The following is a 17370-nucleotide window of genomic DNA, read 5'->3' as shown; positions in this document are numbered from 1 at the left end:
TTGAGTTCTCAAGGAACGGACGCACCCACAGAAACAATCTCTCGACCTACCCGTGAGGCAATTCACGCCTACGACCCACGACCCCTTGTCTCTCACCGTGGGACCTGTAGAAGATCAACGTCGTGAGAAGCGGGCCGAAGGCCAGACCAGAACGTTACACCATTCGGTGTGTGTTCTGGGTGGTTCACCACTTGAGAGGATGCGGGGCCTTTCGGCCGAGCCGCTCTCCCCTGTGGGGCGAACAAGTAAAAGATTACGTGCGGGACACCGACTCGGCGAATCCAGCCACATCCCGGGCGTGTCACGGCGCCGGATCACCGGAATGACGCGGGATTCGCCGCTCCCCCGGAGACCCGCCCCGTCACGGGTGCGGGTCTCATCCGATCAGACCGACGCGGGCTCGGAGGCCTTGTCGACCGGCAGCGGCCAGAGGGCGTCGAGCAGCTGACGCACCCACGCGAGGAGGTTCGCATCATCGGCATCCTGCGGAAGCGGAACCACCATGGCGTCTCCCCCCGCGACGAGCTTCGCCTTGGGGTACAGGCGCTGAAGGCGCACCCGCATGGAGTCGGCGAGGTTCGCCGGTGCGACCCGCAGGTTCGACCCCATCGCGACCACGTCGGCGAGACCCGCTTGCGCGGCCCGCCGGCGAAGTCGAGCGACGGCGATGAGCCCCTCGACCTCGGCCGGTGGCTCGCCATACCGGTCGCGGAGCTCCTCGACCACCAGGTCGATGGCGTCGTTCTTGGCCGTGGCGGATGCCGCCGCCGACAGCTTCTGGTACGCCTCGAGGCGCAACCGCTCACTGTCGATGTAGAACTCCGGCAGACGCGCGTCGATCGGCAGCTCCAGACGGAGCTCGGTGGGGCCATCGACGTCTTCGCCGCGGAAGGTCGACACGGCCTCGCCGATCATGCGCAGGTACAGATCGAACCCGACGCCGGCGATGTGCCCGGCCTGCTCGGCACCGAGCAGGTTTCCCGCGCCGCGCAGCTCGAGGTCTTTCAAGGCGACCTGCATGCCGCTGCCCAGGTCGTTGTTGACGGCAATGGTCTCGAGACGGTCGGCCGCCGTCTCGGAGAGCGGCTTCATCTCGTCGTACAGGAAGTACGCGTAGGCACGATCGCGCCCACGGCCCACGCGTCCGCGCAGCTGGTGCAACTGCGAGAGTCCGTACTTGTCGGCCCGGTCGATGATGATCGTGTTGGCGTTCGAGATGTCGAGGCCGGTCTCGATGATCGTCGTCGAGACGAGCACGTCGGCCCGGCGCTCCCAGAAGTCGTCGACGACCTGCTCGAGGGCGTGCTCCCCCATCTGCCCGTGCGCGACCACGACGCGCGCCTCGGGGACGAGTTCGGAGAGATGAGCGGCGACCCGCTGGATGGACGACACGCGGTTGTGCACGTAGAAGATCTGTCCCTCGCGCAGGAGTTCGCGGCGGATGGCAGCCGCCACCTGCTTGTCGTTACGCGGACCCACGTACGACAGGATCGGATGCCGGTCCTCGGGCGGAGTCGCCAGCGTCGACATCTCGCGAATGCCGGTGACCGCCATCTCGAGCGTGCGCGGAATGGGCGTGGCGCTCATGGCCAGGATGTCGACGTTCGTCTTGAGCTTCTTGAGAGAGTCCTTGTGCTCGACGCCGAACCGCTGCTCCTCGTCGATGATCATGAGACCGAGGTCTTTGAAGTGCACCTTCTCGGTGAGGATGCGGTGCGTTCCGATGACCATGTCGACGGTGCCGTCGGCGATCCCCGCCAGCGTCGCCTTCGCCTCTTTGTCGCTCTGGAAGCGCGACAACGGCCTAACCGTGACCGGGAAGCCCGCGAAGCGCTCCGCGAAGGTCTCGAGGTGCTGTTTGACCAGCAGCGTCGTCGGCACGAGCATGGCGACCTGCTTGCCGTCCTGGATCGCCTTGAAGGCGGCGCGCACGGCGACCTCGGTCTTACCGAAACCCACGTCGCCCGACAGCAGGCGATCCATGGGGATCGGCTTCTCCATGTCGGCCTTGATCTCGTCGATCGTCTGCAGCTGGTCGAGGGTCTCGGCGAACGGGAAGGCCTCTTCGAGCTCGCGTTGCCAGGGGGTGTCGGGTCCGAAGGCGTACCCCTTCGACGCCATGCGCGCCGAATACAGCTTCACCAGTTCGACCGCGATGTCACGGACCGCCTTGCGTGCCCGCCCCTTCGCCGCGGCCCAGTCGCCTCCGCCCATCTTCGACAGCGTGGGCGCCTCGCCGCCGACGTACTTCGACAGCAGGTCGAGCTGGTCGGTGGGGACGAAGAGCTTGTCGCCCGGGTACCCGCGCTTGGCCGGGGCGTACTCCAGGACGAGGTACTCCTTGGTCGTCTTGACCGCGTTGCGCCCGCCGCTCGACACCTCGCGCTGCGTGAGTTCGAGGAACTTGCCGATGCCGTGGGTCGCGTGCACCACCACGTCGCCCGGCTTCAGCTGCAGCGGGTCGACGACGTTGCGGCGGCGCGACGCCAGCTTCTTCGGGCCGCGGTTGTCGCCGCTGACCGAACGACCGTAGAACTCGGTTTCGGTGATGACGGCGAACTTCGCCTCGGGCAGGTGGAATCCGCGTTCCAGCGGTGCGCACACGACGTGCGCGACCCCCGGCTCGGGGGGCGTGCGCACCTCGTCGACGCGTCGCGCCGCGATGCCGCGCTCGGCCAGCACGTCGCGCGCTCGATCGACCATGCCGGGGCCCGACGCGGTGACCACCACGGACCACCCGTCGGCCAAGAGCTGTCCGACGTGCGACGTCGCGCCGTCGACATTGCCCTGGTACGAGGGGACGGGATCGGCCTTCACCCGGTACGCGGACTCATCACCGACCACGAGGCCCTCGTCTTCGGCATCCGCTGCGCCCGAGTCGAACGCGCTCAGCTGCCACCACACGCCGCCACGTCCGCTCGAGATCTCGTGCAGGTCGTGCAGGGTGACGAAGTCGCCCGAGTCGAGGTCGACGGGGGTGTCGGCGCCGGCGGTCGCCGCCGACCACGCGGCCTCGAGGAACTCGCGGTTGGTGTCACCCAGCGTGGTGGCACGCGCCGTCGAGCGCTCGGGGTCGACCAGCGCCACCGCACTGCCGCCCGGGAGGTAGTGGACGAGGGTGACGAGGTCGTCGACCAGCACCGGGATGAGGGACTCCATGCCCTCAGCGGGGATGCCCTCGGCCATCTTCTCGAGCAGCTGACGCAGACCCGGGTAGCCGTCGCGCAGGTCGGCGGCACGGGAGCGCACCTCGGCGGTGAGAAGGAGTTCGCGGCTGGGGTTGAGCGACACGGATGCCACGTCTCCCGGCAGAGAGCGCTGGTCGGCGACCGAGAAGGCCCGGATCTGATCGACCTCGTCGCCGAAGAACTCGACGCGGAAGGGGTGGTCGGCCACGGTGGGGAACACGTCGAGGATGCCTCCGCGCACGGCGAACTCGCCGCGCCGCGAGACCATGTCGACGCGGTGGTAGGCCAGCTCGACCAGGCGCATGATGACGGACTCGAGCTCGTGACCGCGTCCGCCCACGACGAGTTCGATCGGCTCGACGTCGCCGAGGCCGGGGGCCAGCGGCTGCAGGGCGCTGCGCACCGAGGCCGTGACGACGAGGGGTGCCCGCCCATCCCACGCCGCGATCCGCCGCAGCACATCGAGGCGGCGTCCGACCGTCTCGGGGCTCGGGCTGAGCCGCTCGTGCGGCAGCGTCTCCCACGCGGGGAAATGGAGCACCTGCGCACCCGGAAGGACGGCGTCCAGAGCCGGACCGAGCGACTCGGCGCGTCGGCCGGTCGGGGTGATCACGAGGACGGCACCCGGCTCACCCGCCGCCCGGCGTCGTTCGACGAGGCCCGCGATGACGGGGGCGTCGAGTCCGTCGACGAGGGAGAGAGACAGGTCGGCGGAGGCCGCAGAAGCGGCCTCACGGTACGACTCAGCCTGCTCGAGGGCGCGCACGATCCCGGGAACTGTCACTCGCAGAAGTCTACGCGGGGGTACCGACATCGGACCCGGCTGGACAGTCGTGGTCGCCCGTGATCGACACCCGGATCCGGCTCACCGTCCGCTCGGGCGTTCTCGTAGAGTGGCCGCATGTCCTCTCCGAGCGCCCCGAACGGCCCGGTCTTCGCCGCACCGCACGTCGCGCCCCCGGCCGGCACGCTGCTGACTCCCCCGCCCGTCGCACGTCGAGGACGCCCCCTGGGAACCTGGGCGCTGCTGCTGTCGCTCATCGCCACGGTGCTGGCATCCGCCGTCGGAGGGTTCCTCGCCTTCCGCATCGCCCGGGGCGTCGGCCCCGACCTCCTGAACTCGACGACGGTCGACTGGCGGGTGTTCTCACCCGTACGCGACCTGGTCCTCGCCGCGGAGGTCACGTTCTGGACGGCCACCGTCATCGGCCTCATCGCCTTCGTGCTGGGCGTGGTGGCCACGGCCCGCGCCGCGGGTCGCGGCGCCGGCATCGGGGCGATCGTGGTGTCAGTGCTCGGCCCCCTTCTGTTCGCGGCGTTCATCGTGATCGCCGTCGTCGGTGGAGTCGCGACGATGCCGGCGGGCGGGGGCTCGGTCGTCTGAGCCCGCGCTACCGTGCTCCGGCGCGGCGCGTCCAGCCCGGGCGGTCACCCCGCCGTCGTTCCTACACTGGAGCGACGGGCGGATCCGGCCCGTCTCCGACCTGAGGAGGACACCGTGAGCAGCGTCACCCCACCGCCCCCCGAGCCCTACGACCCGCCCGTCGCGCGCGCCGGCGCCGCGGAGCCCGCGTACGGCGCACCCGCCGCACCGGCCTACGCTCCCCCGCCGTCGTCCCGAGGGGCGAAGGGTTCGCGGACCCTGGGCCTCATCGCGTTCCTCGCGTCGATGGTCGGCGTGGTCGTCGGCATCGTCTGCGCCCTCATCGCGGGCCTGCAGAGCGGTTCCCTGGCGCAGTACGCCGACGCCAGCGGCGAGATCGACCCGAGCACCCTCCCGCCCGGTACCGAACAGACCGCCATCCTGATCGCCGTCCTCAGCGTGACGGCCTTCGCGGTCTACGGCATCTTCGGCCTCTGGGGCTTCATCCAGGGCATCGTCGCGGCGGTCAAGAACCGCGGACGCGGCTGGGGAATCGCCGCCGTGGTCATCGCCGTGCTCGGCGGCATCGCCGTCATCGTCGCCTTCGTGGGCGGGGTCGGCCTGGGAGTGGCGCCCAGCATGTGACACCGGCACATCGACGGCCCCGATCTCTCGAGACCGGGGCCGTCGTCGTTCGAACCCGCGCGGGTCGCGGTGTCAGCTGCGGGGGGCGTGGAAGCGCTGCTGCGCGGCCACCAGGCCCTCGTCGACGAGCATCTCCACCGCGTCCGCCGCATCGGACACGAGGATGGGGAGCGTCTGACGCTCGGTCGCGCTGAAGGGATCGAGCACCCAGTCCGCGGGATCCTGCCGCCCCACCGGCCGGCCGATGCCGACGCGCACCCGGGGGAACTCGGGCGTCGCCAGTGCCTTCGCGATGTCGCGCACCCCGTTATGGCCGCCGTGACCCCCGCCGGTCTTCAGCTTGATCGTGTCGTAGGGGATGTCGAGCTCGTCGTGCACGACGACCACGCGCTCGGGCTCGGTGCCGTAGAACCGGGCGAGGCCGGCCACCGGCCCGCCCGAGACGTTCATGAAGCTGTTGGGCTTGGCCAGCACGAGCTTCGCCGCGCCCGGCCGCAGCCAGGTCTCGACGACGCGCGCGTTCGCCTTGTGCGCGCGGAAAGCCTCGCGGCGGCGGGATGCCAGCTCATCCATGACCATCTGACCGATGTTGTGCCGGGTCGCCTCGTACCGCGGGCCGGGGTTGCCGAGACCGACGATCAGCCAGGTGTCTGCCATGGCATCCATCCTTCCGGGTCCGCGCTCGGACCCCGCACAGAGAAAACGAGGGGGCGCGAAAACGCGCCCCCTCGTGGTCGGCAGGCCGTGACGCGGCCCGCCGGAGATCAGTTCTGGTCGCCCTCGGCCTCTTCGGACTGCTCCTCGGCGACCTCTGCGTCGGCTTCGGCGATCTCTTCGTCGGCAGCGAGCGTGTCGAGGGGGACCGAGACGCCGATGATCAGCGTGTCGGGCTCGGTCACCAGAACCGCGCCGGCGGGGAGGGTCAGGTCGGCGGCGGTGATCTGCGTGCCGTCCTCGGCGCCCTCGACCGAGACCTCGATGTTCTGGGGGATGTGGGTGGCCTCGACTTCGAGCGACACCGTGGTGTTCTCGAGGTTGGCGACCGTGCCGGAGAAGGGCTCGCCGACGACCGTGACGGGCACGTCGACCTGGACCTTCTCGCCCTTGTTGATCACGATCAGGTCGATGTGCTCGATGATCTGACGCACGGGGTCCTTCTGCACGTCCTTGACGAGGACGAGCTGGCCCTTGCCGGCGATGTCGAGGTCGAGCAGCGCGTTGGCGCGACGGATGAGCAGCGCGACCTGGTGGCCGGGCAGCGCGACGTGCTGGGGCTCGGTGCCGTGACCGTAGATGACGGCCGGGATCTTGCCCGCGGCGCGGAGGCGACGGGCGAAGCCCTTGCCGAAGTTCTCGCGGAGTTCCGCGACGACCTTGTTGTCTTCCGACATGATGTTCTCCTCGCGGGTACGTGTCCCGCAGCTTGTGAGCGGACCGGGTCCGCGCGTGTGTGGTCTGGATTCGACTCGAACGCGATCGCGTGAGGAAAGCCGGAAGCCTGCATCACCGCGTCGATCACGGATGCCGCGTGCACCTGACGGTGCGCGGCATTCCCTCGCCGAAGTTCCCCGGAAGTCTACCAGCGCGCGACCGTCGGCACGACCCGCCCGGAGGTGGGCCTCCTCGACGCTCATTCGGGGCTCGACGAGCTCCCGCGGCCACCGCCCCGACCACCCTCGCCGATGCGTGCGGCACCGCCGGGGGTGCGGAGCCGCGGAGGCGCACGGCGTCGGTTCGGTGGGCGCGACGGTAGAGTCGAGAGGCCAATCGACCCGGAGGATCATCATGGACAGCGGCTTCTTCTCTCACGTCGTGCTCTGGGTCATCGGCGGCATCGCCGCGATCGGCCTGGTCGGCACGGTCGGCGCCCTCTTCACCCTGGGCCGCTCGGCGGCGTACAAGAAGCACTGACGCCGTTCAGTCCTCTCGGGCCACGCCCCGCATGGCGTCGTCCGCTTCGCGGACGATCCACCGCATCGCGTCGGCGGCCTCATCAGCACGCCCGGCGGTCACGGCGAACGCCACGTCCTGATGCCAGCGCACCGCGTGCGGGTTGGCGTCGTGCGGCATGAGTTCGTGCAGCGTGCGCCCGACGAGCACGGATTCGACGACCGTGCCCAGCGCGGCGAACATCGCGTTGCCCGACGCGGAGAGCAGCGTCCGGTGGAACCGCACGTCGGCCGCGAGGTACTCCCCGCCGTCGGCGTGGTTCTCGGTACGCGCCATCTCCATGACGGCGGAGACGAGCTCCCGACGCTGCGCGTCGTCGGCGTGGACCGCCGCCCCGTGCGCCGCGAGCGGCTCGATGGCCGCGCGCAGCTCACCGAGTTCGCGCAGTTGCGCGTCGCGACCGGGTCCGGCGAGTCGCCAGGCGATGATCTCCGGGGCGTAGACGTTCCAGTCCGTCGCCGGCAGCACCTCGACGCCGGTCTTGCGTCGCACCCGCACCAGCCCCAGCGACTGCAGCACGCGCACCGCCTCGCGTCCGGCCCCGCGTGACGACCCCTCGGCGAGTTCGCCCGTGACCAGGCGGGACCCCGCGGCGATCTCGCCGCGCACGATGGCGGAGCCGACGCGGTCCACGAGTGCGTCGTGCAGGGTCGGCACGGGCGGACGGTCCATCGTCATCCCCCGATGATGACAGACGTCATCCGGACTGACAGACATATTTGTCGTGCAGAATTCGTCATCCTGTGCTTTTATGTACGACAAATAGACCTGCGGTATCGCTGCCGCCCGCCGGACCAAGGACGCTCATGGCCATCACATCCCTCTCCCCCGCGCTCGTGCTCGCCGCCGCCGACAGCGGTCCCGCCGCGCCCGCCGGGCAGCTCATCACCGCCGCCCTCGTGGGCGTCGCACTCATCGTGGTGCTGATCACGTGGGGCAAGCTGCACCCCTTCCTCGCCCTGACCATCGGCGCCCTGACCACCGGTGTCGTGGCCGGCATGGCGATCCCCACCACCGTGACGAGCTTCACCGGAGGCTTCGGATCCACCATGGGCGGGGTCGGAATCCTCGTCGCCCTCGGCGCCATCTACGGCAAGCTCCTGGCCGACTCCGGAGGAGCGGACCGCATCGTCGACACCCTCGTCGCCCGCGCCACCCCGCGCAGCCTGCCGTGGGTCATGGGGCTCATCGGCGCGATCATCGGACTGCCGATGTTCTTCGAGGTCGGCCTCGTGCTGCTGGTGCCCGTGATCATCCTCGTGGCCCGCCGCTCGGGTGTCGCCCTGATGAAGATCGCGATCCCCACCCTCGCCGGCCTTTCGGCGATGCACGGCCTCGTGCCCCCGCACCCCGGCCCCCTCGCCGCGATCGACGCTCTCGGCGCCAACCTCGGCCTCACCCTTTTCTTCGGCGTCATCGTGGCGATCCCCGCCGTCATCATCGCCGGCCCCCTGTTCGCGCCCCTCGCCGCCCGCTGGGCTCCGGTGCCCGTCCCCGAGCTCTTCCTCTCGGCCGAGGAGAAGGGAGACGAGCCCGCGCGACGCCCGTCGTTCGCCGCCACCCTCGGCAGCATCCTGCTGCCCGTCTTCCTCATGCTGCTCAAGGCCGTCGCCGACATCGTCGCGCCGGGCTCGACCGACGCGTGGAAGGTCGTCATCGACTTCCTGGGCCTGCCGATCATCGCGCTGCTGCTCGCCGTGCTCGTCGGCTTCGTCGTCCTCGGCCGCGGCGCCGGCTTCGATCGCGCCCGCCTCACGACCGTCGTCGGCTCCTCTCTCGGTCCGATCGCCGGCATCCTCCTCATCGTCGGCGCCGGTGGAGGCTTCAAGCAGGTCCTCGTCGACACGGGTATCGGCAAGGTGATCGCCGACCTCGTCGCCGGTTCCAGCGTGTCGGTCCTGCTGCTCGCCTGGCTCGTCGCCGTGGTCATCCGCGTGGCGACCGGCTCGGCGACGGTGGCGACCATCACCGCCGCCGGCATCCTCCAGCCGCTCACCGAGACCCTCGACGCCCCCATGACCGCGCTGCTCGTGCTGGCGATCGGTGCGGGATCGGTGTTCCTCAGCCACGTCAACGACGCCGGATTCTGGCTCATCAAGGAGTACTTCGGTCTCGACATCCCGATGACCCTGAAAACATGGACCGTGCTGGAGTGCGTGATCTCGGTCACGGGCCTGGCCGGCGTCCTCGTGATCAGCGTGTTCGTCTGAGTCGAGCGAAGGGAACCACGACATGACCTCCACACCGACCTCTGCCGCACACGTCGACGCCGAACGGCCCGCCGCGTCGTCGGCATCCGCTCCCCCCGTCCTCGTGTTCATGGGACCCGCCGGAACCGGCAAGTCCACGGTCGCCGGAATGCTCGCCGGTCGCCTCGGCTGGGACTTCCAAGAGGGCGACGACCTGCACCCGCAGGAGAACGTCGCCAAGATGGCGGCCGGTCACGCGTTGAACGACGACGACCGCTGGCCCTGGCTCGACCGGGTCGCCGGTTGGATCGACGGGCAGATCGCCGCCGGACGCCCCGGCGTCATCACGTGCTCGGCGCTCAAGCGCAGCTACCGCGACGTGCTGCGCCGCGACCAGGTGTCGTTCGTGCTGCTGATGGGCGACCCGAAGCTCGTGCTCGAACGTCTCCTGCGCCGCCAGGGCCACTACATGCCGCCGTCGCTGCTGACGTCGCAGTTCGAGACCCTCGAGATCCCGGATGCCGACGAGCAGGCGATCCGCATCGACCTCGACATGACGCCCCAGGAGCAGGTCGACGAAGCCATCGCCCTGCTCCGCCTCGCCACCCCCTGAGAGACACGCGGGTCGAGCCGATACAGTGGCAGCGGCAGCCCGCGTGCGCTCGCCCACCCCTTTCTCGCACCCGAATACGGAGCAACGAATGACGTCGACCCCCTCCCCGACCGGACCTTCGACCGACCAGGATCAGGCCCCTCACGAAGCCGCCCAGGTGCACGAGGGTGCGCCCGGCATCGAAGAGGTGGACCGCCCCACCGTCGAGGCCGACTCCCGCCCCCAGGGCGAGGGCGACGGCCGCGCCAACATCGGCGTCGTGGGCCTGGCCGTGATGGGCTCGAACCTCGCGCGCAACCTCGCCAGCCGCGAGGGCAACACGGTCGCGGTGTTCAACCGCAGCGCCGACAAGACCGAGCACCTCGTCGAGGCGCACCCCGAGGCCGAATTCGTGCCCTCGTTCTCGTACGCCGACTTCGCGGCGTCGCTGTCGGTTCCGCGCACGGCGATCATCATGGTCAAGGCCGGCCGCCCCACCGACTTCGTCATCGACGAGCTGGTGAAGGTGTTCGAGCCGGGCGACATCATCGTCGACGGGGGCAACGCGCTCTTCACCGACACGATCCGCCGCGAGAAGGCCGTGCGCGACACGGGCATCAACTACGTCGGGATGGGCGTCTCGGGCGGAGAAGAGGGCGCGCTGCTCGGCCCCTCGATCATGCCCGGCGGCTCCGACGAGGCCTGGGCCACCCTCGGCCCCATCCTGAAGTCCATCGCCGCGGTCGCCGAGGGCGAGCCGTGCGTGGCGCACGTCGGCCACGACGGCGCGGGCCACTTCGTGAAGATGGTGCACAACGGCATCGAGTACGCCGACATGCAGCTCATCGCCGAGGCGTACGACCTCATCCGTCGCGCCACCGGCAAGAGCCCGGCCGAGATCGCCGACGTGTTCGCCGAGTGGAACCGCGGGGAGCTCGAGTCGTACCTCATCGAGATCACCGCCGAGGTCCTGCGCCAGACCGACGCCGACACCGGCAAGCCCCTGGTCGACGTCATCCTCGACCAGGCCGGTGCCAAGGGCACCGGCGCCTGGACGGTGCAGACCGCCCTCGACCTGGGCGTCCCCGTCTCTGGCATCGCCGAGGCCACCTTCGCCCGGTCGCTGTCGAGCCACCCCGAGCAGCGCGAGGTCTCGCGCGAGCTCCCCGGCCCCTCGGGCACGGACGTGCTCGCGGGCGCCGACGCCGACGCGTTCATCGAGCAGGTGCGCCTGGCGCTGTACGCCTCGAAGATCGTCGCGTACAGCCAGGGCTTCGACGAGATCCGCGCCGGTGCCGCCCAGTACGACTGGAACATCGACCTGGGCGCCGTGTCGAAGCTGTGGCGCGGCGGCTGCATCATCCGCGCGCAGTTCCTCAACCGCATCGCCGAGGCCTACGACGCCGCCCCCGAGCTGCCCGTGCTGCTGACCGCTCCGTACTTCGTCGAGGCCCTGGGCCGCGCGCAGGACGCCTGGCGTCACATCGTCTCGCTGTCGGCCGACAGCGGCATCCCGGCCCCCGCGTTCAGCTCGTCGCTGGCGTACTACGACGGCCTGCGCGCCGAGCGTCTGCCCGCCGCCCTCATCCAGGGTCAGCGCGACTTCTTCGGGGCGCACACGTACCGCCGCATCGACAAAGAGGGCACGTTCCACACCCTCTGGTCGGGCGACCGCACCGAGATCGAAGCCGAGGACACCCACTGATCAGGGCCCTCTCGAAGCGGCGGCGAGCACTGCTCGTCGCCGCTTCGGCGTTGTACGCGTTCGGTCTCTGGTGGATGACGCTGCGCCCCTCGATATACGACGCCGGTGTGGGCGGCATCCTCACCGCCGTCCTGCGCGTGCTGGCGGCGTGGCCGCCCACCGCGTGGGTCACGTTCGATGTGGTGGAGTCCGCCTCGAACGTGGCGATGTTCGTCCCCCTGGGACTGCTCGTGCTCGGCTGGGGCGGGCGCTGGTGGCACGGCCTCCTGATCGCTCTGCTGCTGAGCATCTCGATCGAGACCACCCAGCTGGTGTTCCTTCCCACGCGCGTCGCCGATGCGCGCGACGTCGTCGCGAACACCCTCGGGGCCGGTCTCGGCGTGGTCGCGCTGGTCCTTCTCAGGCGCCTGCTGCGCGGCTCTCAGGATTCCCATAACCCACGCCATAGAAAGCTCATAGATACGCGAGCACAATGAGTTCCATGACCGCGACCGCCCCCGCCCCCGCCTTCACCCGCCCCGACGGGAGCGCCCTGCGGGTGCTCGTCGTCGACGACGAGCAGATGCTCACCGATCTGCTCTCGATGGCCCTGCGCATGGAGGGTTGGGAGGTGCGCACCGCCGGGTCGGGCTTCGACGCCCTGTCGGCCGCCCGCGACTTCGAGCCCGATGCCATGGTGCTCGACATCATGATGCCCGACCTCGACGGCATGGCGGTGTTGCAGCGACTGCGTCACTCGGGCAACGACGTGCCCGTGCTCTTCCTCACCGCGAAGGACGCGGTGGCCGACCGCGTCGCCGGCCTCACCGCGGGCGGCGACGACTACGTCACCAAGCCGTTCAGCCTCGAAGAGGTCGTGGCGCGGCTCCGGGGCCTCATGCGGCGCGCGGGCACCGCACTCACCCGCGACTCCGAGCCCATCCTGCGCGTCGGCGACCTGTCGCTCAACGAAGACAGCCACGAGGTCGTGCGCGGGGGCCACGAGATCGAGCTGACGGCGACCGAGTTCGAGCTGCTGCGCTTCCTCATGCGCAACCAGCGGCGCGTGGTGTCGAAGGCGCAGATCCTCGACCGCGTCTGGAACTACGACTTCGGCGGACGCTCCAGCGTCGTGGAGCTGTACATCTCGTACCTGCGCAAGAAGATCGACGCCGGCCACGAGCCGCTCATCCACACGGTGCGCGGCGTCGGCTACATGATCAAAGCCCCCCAGTGAGCATTCCCCCGCGACCGGCGCCGCCCCCCGCGACCGCGGGTGAGAGGTTCACGCGCCTGCGCCGGCCCTGGACCCTGCAGGCGCGCCTGATGACGGCGGTCATCGGCATGGTGGCGTTCATCCTCGTGATGATCGGCATCTCGACCAGCGCGATCCTGAGCCAGATCCTCTTCTACAACCTCGACGCCTCGGTCACCGACGCCGCCTCGTCGGTGCAGTCGCAGATCGGATTCCAGAGCACGGCCGAAGAAGTGCTCGAGGCGGGCCCCCGCGACCCGGGCACCCTGCTCGTGATGAACTCGCGCAACGCCCTCACCGGCGCCGTGGTCAGCGAGGGCGGCGCGCGGGCCCTGACCACCGACGACCTCGGGCAGATCGCCGACAGCCTGCGCTCCACCGACCCCGCCGCGCAGACGGTGAACCTGCCCAACCTCGGCGAGTACCTCGTGCGCTCCTACAGCTCACCCGGCGGGGTCGCCTTCTTGGTCGGGCTCCCCCTGTCCAACGTCACGGGCTACATCGGGGCCATCCTCACCACCGTCGCCCTCGTGACCGCCGGCGGCCTGCTGCTGCTCGCCGTCGTCATCGCCATCGTCATCCGCCTGGGGCTCAAGCCGCTACGCGCCGTCGCCGAGACCGCCACCCGCGTCGCCTCGTTGCGCATGGACCAGGGCGACGTGTCGATCACCGAGCGCGTCCCCGCCGACCAGGTCGACGAGCACACCGAGATCGGTCAGGTCGGCCTCGCCCTCAACTCCCTCCTCGACACCGTCGACGCCTCGCTGACGGCTCGCCAGCGCAATGAGGAGCTCATGCGCCGCTTCGTGGCGGATGCCAGTCACGAACTGCGCACGCCCCTGGCATCCATCCGCGGGTTCTCGGAGTTGTCGCTGCGAGCCATGCGCCAAGCGCACGACGACGAGAGCCGCCAACGCATCGAGCTGGCCGTCGAGACCACCGAGCAGTCGCTCGAACGCATCCAGGCGCAGTCGCTGCGCATGACGACGCTCGTCGAAGACCTGCTGCTGCTGGCGCGCCTCGACGAGGGCCAGGAGCTCGTCTACGGGTCGGTCGACCTCACCCGCCTCGCGGTGGAGGCCGTCGGCGACGCGCGTCCCGCCGGACCCGACCACGCCTGGACCATCGACGTGCCCGACCAACCGGTCGAGCTCGCCGGCGACTCCTCGCGTCTGCACCAGGTCGTCGCGAACCTCCTCGCCAACGCCCGCACGCACACGCCGGCGGGCACCGTGGTGGCCGTCTCGGTCGCCCACGAGGGCGACGAAGCCGTGCTGCGCGTGCACGACGACGGCCCGGGCATCGATCCCTCGGTCGCTGCGCAGTTGTTCGAGCGCTTCGCCCGCGGCGATCGCTCCCGCGACCGCAAGACCGGCGGAACGGGTCTGGGGCTCTCGATCGCCCGCGCGATCGTCGAGGCGCACAACGGCACGATCGGCGTGCGGAGCACGCCCGGTGACACGACCTTCGAGGTGCGCCTGCCCGCGAAGCCCGCCGACCCCGTGTGAGCCGACGCGCTCAGTCGGCGCGGCGCTCGAAACGCGCGGGACCGGTCTGGCGGGCGGCGCGCACGCGCCCGGCCATCTCGGCGTCGAGGAGGGCGTCGACCTCGTCGAGGGCGAACCAACCGACCTCGGTCATCTCGCCGTCGACCGGCACCGGCTCGCCCGAGCGCCACGTGCAGGCGAAGACCAGGTCGAGGTAGTCGCTCTGATCGCCGTTGTCGTACGTCACGCGCGGGATCTGGTGAACCCAGACCAGTCGGTCGACGTCGATGCGCACGCCGGCCTCTTCCTCGGCCTCGCGCGCCGCGGCATCGGCCGGCTCCTCACCCGGGTCGACGATGCCGGTGATCGGGGTGAGCCGACCCGAGTCGCTGCGGCGACCGAGCAAGACGTCGTCGCCGCGGACGATCACCGCGGTGACGCCGACGAGCGGCAGGGGCATGGTGCCGACGTGGCGGCGCAGCTCGAGGACGAAGTCGGGAGTGGGCACGCGTTCACTGTAGACCGAGCCCGGCGGACGGCCGGGTCGATCCCCCGCCGCCCGCCGCCGCATACGCCACCTCGGCCGCTCAGTACCCCGCGAACGCGTCGGTCGTGAGCGACTTCGCCTTCCCCAGGGCGGGTGCGAGAGCCGCGATCAATCGCGGCGGGCCCGACACGTAGGCCGCACGCTGCGCGAGGTCGGGAACGGCGCGCAGGAGCCCCTCGGCATCCACCCGATCGGGTCCCGCCCAGACCCACCCGGCCGGCAGATCGACCGGCTCGTCGGGCGAGAACACCACGACCGGGATGCCGCTGGCGACGATGTCGTCGCGGAACGCGAGCTCGTCCGACCCCGACACGACATAGGCGAGCACGGCGTCGCGACGCTGACCCGTGGCGGCGAGGTGCCGCAACTGCGACACGAACGGGGTCACGCCGATGCCGGCCGCCACCATCAGCACGGGCGCCGTGGGGCGCGCGGGGAGCACGAAGTCGCCCCACACGCCGGTCACCGCGAGCGTTCCGCCGGGCTCGACCGCGGCGAGGGCCTTCTTGTACGACGACTGCGAACCGTCCTTGAAGGCGATGCGCACCTCGGGCAGGTCTTCGGGGGCTGAGGCGATCGAGAACTCGCGGCGCGTTCCGCGACCGTCGGGGCGACGGTGGGGCACATCGAGCTCGAGGTACTGCCCGGGCGAGAACGAGAAGGGTCGCGCCGCGTGGAACGTCAGTTCGCGCACGGTGGGAGTGAGGTCCCGCCGCCGCTCCACCCGAAGTCGCACCGCGGCACGCAGGCAGAACAGGAACGCCACGAGGTTTCCGATCAGCAGGGCGCGCTCCTGACCGAGCGTGATCGCGCCGACCGCCAGCGGCCAGCCGGCCAGCACGCCGACCACGACCGCCACGACGTACTGCTGCGCGCGGCGCGGGGGCAGCGTCAGGGGCTCCGAGAGCATGAAGGCCCCCAGGAACAGGAACGGCGACGAGAACGCGACCTGCAGCAGCACGGTCGGCACATCGACGGGGAACCCCGCCGCCTGGAACTGCACCGTCGTGCGCACGAAAGCGACCGTCATGGCCACGAGCCAGAAGGTCACGACCACGGGGAGCTTGTCGGTGCGCACCAGCAGCAGCACGCCCAGCACGAGAACGGGGGCCGCCATCCACGGCGAGCCGACCCACCAGGCGGAGGAGCCCAGATCGGGCGCCCAGATGCTGACGATGGTCAGGACGGCGGCTCCCGTGGCGGCCGGGTTGAAGATGTGGCGACCGCGCCAGGCGAGCAGATACTTCGATGCGGATGCCACGACACCCGCGAGCACGAGACCGGCGAGGCCGATCGGCTCCAGCGTCGGCCGCAGCACGAACAGCAGGATCGCGGCGGTGATCAGCGAGGACTCGAGCCGGCGCGGCATCCGGAGCAGGCTCTGCGCCGCGAGATCGGTGAGGGCGCACGCGAGCGCGAGTACCACCGCGCTGACGACGATCTCGAGCGGCTGCGGACCGACCTGGCCGGCGAACGACAGCACGAGCGCGATCAGCGCCAGAAGGCCCAGTGAGAACATCACGAGCCGGTACATCGAGACCCGGCCGATCAAGCCGAGCACGCGGGTGGAACCCGCGGTGAGGGTGGTGGTCACGAGAAGACCTCTCCGTCGAATCCGGGCGACCACTCCACGCGGCCGTCGGTACGCATGCGCACCCAGTGCGCCTTCCAGGTGGCGGCGAGCTCGGGCCCGCCGTCGAAGAACAGTGCCGTCGCGAGGGCGTCGGCCCGCATCGCGGTGTCGGCGAGCGCCCAGGTCGCCGCGAACGCGCGCACCGGCGCTCCCGTGCGGGCGTCGAGGACGTGATGGAGCCCGTCTCCCCACGCGCGTCGGTTGATCGCCGAGGCGCACAGCGCGCCGTCGACCACGGTGGCCACGCCGATCGCGCGCGTCGAATCGTAGGGGTGCTCGAGGGCGACGCGGATCGGGGCCCCGCTCGCGGCCAGGTCTCCCGACCCGTCGACCACGACGTCGCCGTCGACGTGACGGCGCACCGTGTCGTGCACGAGGTCGACCAGCCGCCCCTTGCCGAGGGCGCCGACGTCGATCGTCGCGGGTGCGCGCAAGGCGAGCTGATCGCTCCCCCACGTCAGGGTGTCGCGCCACGACGGTGCGGGCTGCGGCTCACCCCGGGGGGCGAGCGTGAGTCGCGCGTCGTAGCCCAGACGGGCCAGCGAGTCGCCGACCAGCGGGTTGACCGCCCCGCCCGTCGCGGCGTCGAGCTCGTCGTACATCGAGAGCATGGCGTGCGCGTCGTCGGGGGCGGGCACGGATGCCGCCCGGCCCTCGGCGAGGGCCGACACCAGCGAGTCGTCGCGGAATCGCGACCACTCCCGGTCGAAACGCTCGACGACGCCCGACACCGCGTCGCGGGCGATCGAGGGCAGGGGGTGTGCCGTCTCGATCGCCCACGACGTGCCGATCGCGTCGAAGACCCAGGTCGAGCCCGTCGCGGTCGGAGTGGACACG

16 protein-coding genes are annotated in these 17370 nt (G+C 70.6%); 9 read left to right on the top strand and 7 right to left on the bottom strand.

What is annotated here, in order from left to right; all coding sequences use genetic code 11:
• Positions 1 to 384: 384 nt before the first annotated feature.
• A complete protein-coding gene (mfd, locus tag IFR11_RS07470; RefSeq protein ID WP_191915727.1) occupies positions 385 to 3972 on the bottom strand; it encodes a transcription-repair coupling factor in 3588 nt (1195 codons plus the stop codon).
• A 117-nt stretch (positions 3973 to 4089) separates the two neighbouring features.
• Between mfd and IFR11_RS07465 the strand changes: the two genes are divergently transcribed.
• Together IFR11_RS07465 and IFR11_RS07460 are read left to right on the top strand one after the other, a co-directional pair.
• On the top strand, positions 4090 to 4572 hold the full coding sequence (locus tag IFR11_RS07465; protein ID WP_191915726.1) for a hypothetical protein: 483 nt from the start codon (positions 4090 to 4092) through the stop codon (positions 4570 to 4572).
• Positions 4573 to 4686: 114 nt separating this feature from the next.
• Positions 4687 to 5196 (top strand): hypothetical protein, encoded by a 510-nt coding sequence (locus tag IFR11_RS07460; protein ID WP_055839628.1) that lies wholly within the window; start codon positions 4687 to 4689, stop codon positions 5194 to 5196.
• Positions 5197 to 5268: 72 nt separating this feature from the next.
• Here the strand turns inward: IFR11_RS07460 and pth are convergent, their stop codons facing one another.
• Both pth and IFR11_RS07450 read right to left on the bottom strand, forming a co-directional pair.
• The gene (gene pth / locus IFR11_RS07455) at positions 5269 to 5853 is read right to left on the bottom strand and encodes an aminoacyl-tRNA hydrolase (protein ID WP_055839631.1); all 585 of its coding nucleotides are present in this window, start codon (positions 5851 to 5853) and stop codon (positions 5269 to 5271) included.
• Positions 5854 to 5960: 107 nt separating this feature from the next.
• A complete protein-coding gene (locus IFR11_RS07450) occupies positions 5961 to 6587 on the bottom strand; it encodes a 50S ribosomal protein L25/general stress protein Ctc (protein ID WP_055839634.1) in 627 nt (208 codons plus the stop codon).
• Between the two features lie 394 nt (positions 6588 to 6981).
• Here IFR11_RS07450 and IFR11_RS16570 point away from each other — a divergent pair, with 394 nt between their 5' ends.
• Entirely contained in the window at positions 6982 to 7107 is a 126-nt protein-coding gene (locus tag IFR11_RS16570; RefSeq protein ID WP_268768484.1) for a hypothetical protein, read from the top strand.
• Positions 7108 to 7113: 6 nt separating this feature from the next.
• Here the strand turns inward: IFR11_RS16570 and IFR11_RS07445 are convergent, their stop codons facing one another.
• A complete protein-coding gene (locus IFR11_RS07445) occupies positions 7114 to 7824 on the bottom strand; it encodes a FadR/GntR family transcriptional regulator (RefSeq protein WP_191915725.1) in 711 nt (236 codons plus the stop codon).
• Positions 7825 to 7952: 128 nt separating this feature from the next.
• Here IFR11_RS07445 and IFR11_RS07440 point away from each other — a divergent pair, with 128 nt between their 5' ends.
• The 6 genes from IFR11_RS07440 (at position 7953) to IFR11_RS07415 (ending at position 14374) form a co-directional block, all read left to right on the top strand.
• Positions 7953 to 9356 carry a GntP family permease gene (locus IFR11_RS07440; RefSeq protein ID WP_191915724.1) on the top strand — a complete coding sequence of 468 codons (1404 nt, stop codon included), beginning with the start codon at positions 7953 to 7955 and terminating at the stop codon, positions 9354 to 9356.
• 109 nt (positions 9357 to 9465) lie between these two features.
• Positions 9466 to 9948 (top strand): gluconokinase, encoded by a 483-nt coding sequence (locus tag IFR11_RS07435; protein ID WP_055839902.1) that lies wholly within the window; start codon positions 9466 to 9468, stop codon positions 9946 to 9948.
• A gap of 88 nt (positions 9949 to 10036) precedes the next feature.
• Complete coding sequence (gndA, locus tag IFR11_RS07430; protein ID WP_055839643.1) at positions 10037 to 11632, top strand: NADP-dependent phosphogluconate dehydrogenase; 1596 nt, start codon at positions 10037 to 10039, stop codon at positions 11630 to 11632.
• Between the two features lie 50 nt (positions 11633 to 11682).
• Entirely contained in the window at positions 11683 to 12108 is a 426-nt protein-coding gene (locus tag IFR11_RS07425; RefSeq protein ID WP_274604436.1) for a VanZ family protein, read from the top strand.
• Positions 12109 to 12113: 5 nt separating this feature from the next.
• Positions 12114 to 12848 carry a response regulator transcription factor gene (locus IFR11_RS07420; RefSeq protein ID WP_055839647.1) on the top strand — a complete coding sequence of 245 codons (735 nt, stop codon included), beginning with the start codon at positions 12114 to 12116 and terminating at the stop codon, positions 12846 to 12848.
• Entirely contained in the window at positions 12845 to 14374 is a 1530-nt protein-coding gene (locus tag IFR11_RS07415; protein WP_342030263.1) for a sensor histidine kinase, read from the top strand. Before IFR11_RS07420 ends, IFR11_RS07415 begins: the two co-directional genes overlap by 4 nt.
• Before the next feature lie 10 nt (positions 14375 to 14384).
• On the opposite strand, the gene IFR11_RS07410 is transcribed toward IFR11_RS07415, so the two are convergent.
• The 3 genes from IFR11_RS07410 to IFR11_RS07400 all read right to left on the bottom strand — a co-directional run bounded on the left by IFR11_RS07410 (position 14385) and on the right by IFR11_RS07400 (position 17369).
• Complete coding sequence (locus IFR11_RS07410) at positions 14385 to 14861, bottom strand: NUDIX domain-containing protein (protein WP_055839652.1); 477 nt, start codon at positions 14859 to 14861, stop codon at positions 14385 to 14387.
• Between the two features lie 79 nt (positions 14862 to 14940).
• The gene (locus IFR11_RS07405; protein ID WP_191915721.1) at positions 14941 to 16494 is read right to left on the bottom strand and encodes a flavodoxin reductase; all 1554 of its coding nucleotides are present in this window, start codon (positions 16492 to 16494) and stop codon (positions 14941 to 14943) included.
• The gene (locus tag IFR11_RS07400) at positions 16491 to 17369 is read right to left on the bottom strand and encodes an FAD:protein FMN transferase (protein WP_191915720.1); all 879 of its coding nucleotides are present in this window, start codon (positions 17367 to 17369) and stop codon (positions 16491 to 16493) included. Before IFR11_RS07400 ends, IFR11_RS07405 begins: the two co-directional genes overlap by 4 nt.
• Position 17370 lies beyond the last annotated feature (1 nt).

Origin of the sequence: Microbacterium sp. CFBP 8801 (assembly GCF_014839455.1) — a bacterium.
Lineage (GTDB): Bacteria > Actinomycetota > Actinomycetes > Actinomycetales > Microbacteriaceae > Microbacterium.
The sequence above is the reverse complement of the archived record's forward strand: the minus strand, read 5'-3'. Positions and strand labels throughout refer to the sequence as shown.

What these genes read in the sequence shown, in the direction of transcription:
- IFR11_RS07465 (WP_191915726.1), top strand. Translation starts at nt 4,090, where the DNA reads ATGTCCTCTCCGAGCGCCCCGAACGGCCCGGTCTTCGCCGCACCGCAC.
- pth (WP_055839631.1), bottom strand. Translation starts at nt 5,853, where the DNA reads ATGGCAGACACCTGGCTGATCGTCGGTCTCGGCAACCCCGGCCCGCGG.
- IFR11_RS07450 (WP_055839634.1), bottom strand. Translation starts at nt 6,587, where the DNA reads ATGTCGGAAGACAACAAGGTCGTCGCGGAACTCCGCGAGAACTTCGGC.
- IFR11_RS16570 (WP_268768484.1), top strand. Translation starts at nt 6,982, where the DNA reads ATGGACAGCGGCTTCTTCTCTCACGTCGTGCTCTGGGTCATCGGCGGC.
- IFR11_RS07445 (WP_191915725.1), bottom strand. Translation starts at nt 7,824, where the DNA reads ATGACGATGGACCGTCCGCCCGTGCCGACCCTGCACGACGCACTCGTG.
- IFR11_RS07440 (WP_191915724.1), top strand. Translation starts at nt 7,953, where the DNA reads ATGGCCATCACATCCCTCTCCCCCGCGCTCGTGCTCGCCGCCGCCGAC.
- IFR11_RS07435 (WP_055839902.1), top strand. Translation starts at nt 9,466, where the DNA reads ATGGGACCCGCCGGAACCGGCAAGTCCACGGTCGCCGGAATGCTCGCC.
- gndA (WP_055839643.1), top strand. Translation starts at nt 10,037, where the DNA reads ATGACGTCGACCCCCTCCCCGACCGGACCTTCGACCGACCAGGATCAG.
- IFR11_RS07420 (WP_055839647.1), top strand. Translation starts at nt 12,114, where the DNA reads ATGACCGCGACCGCCCCCGCCCCCGCCTTCACCCGCCCCGACGGGAGC.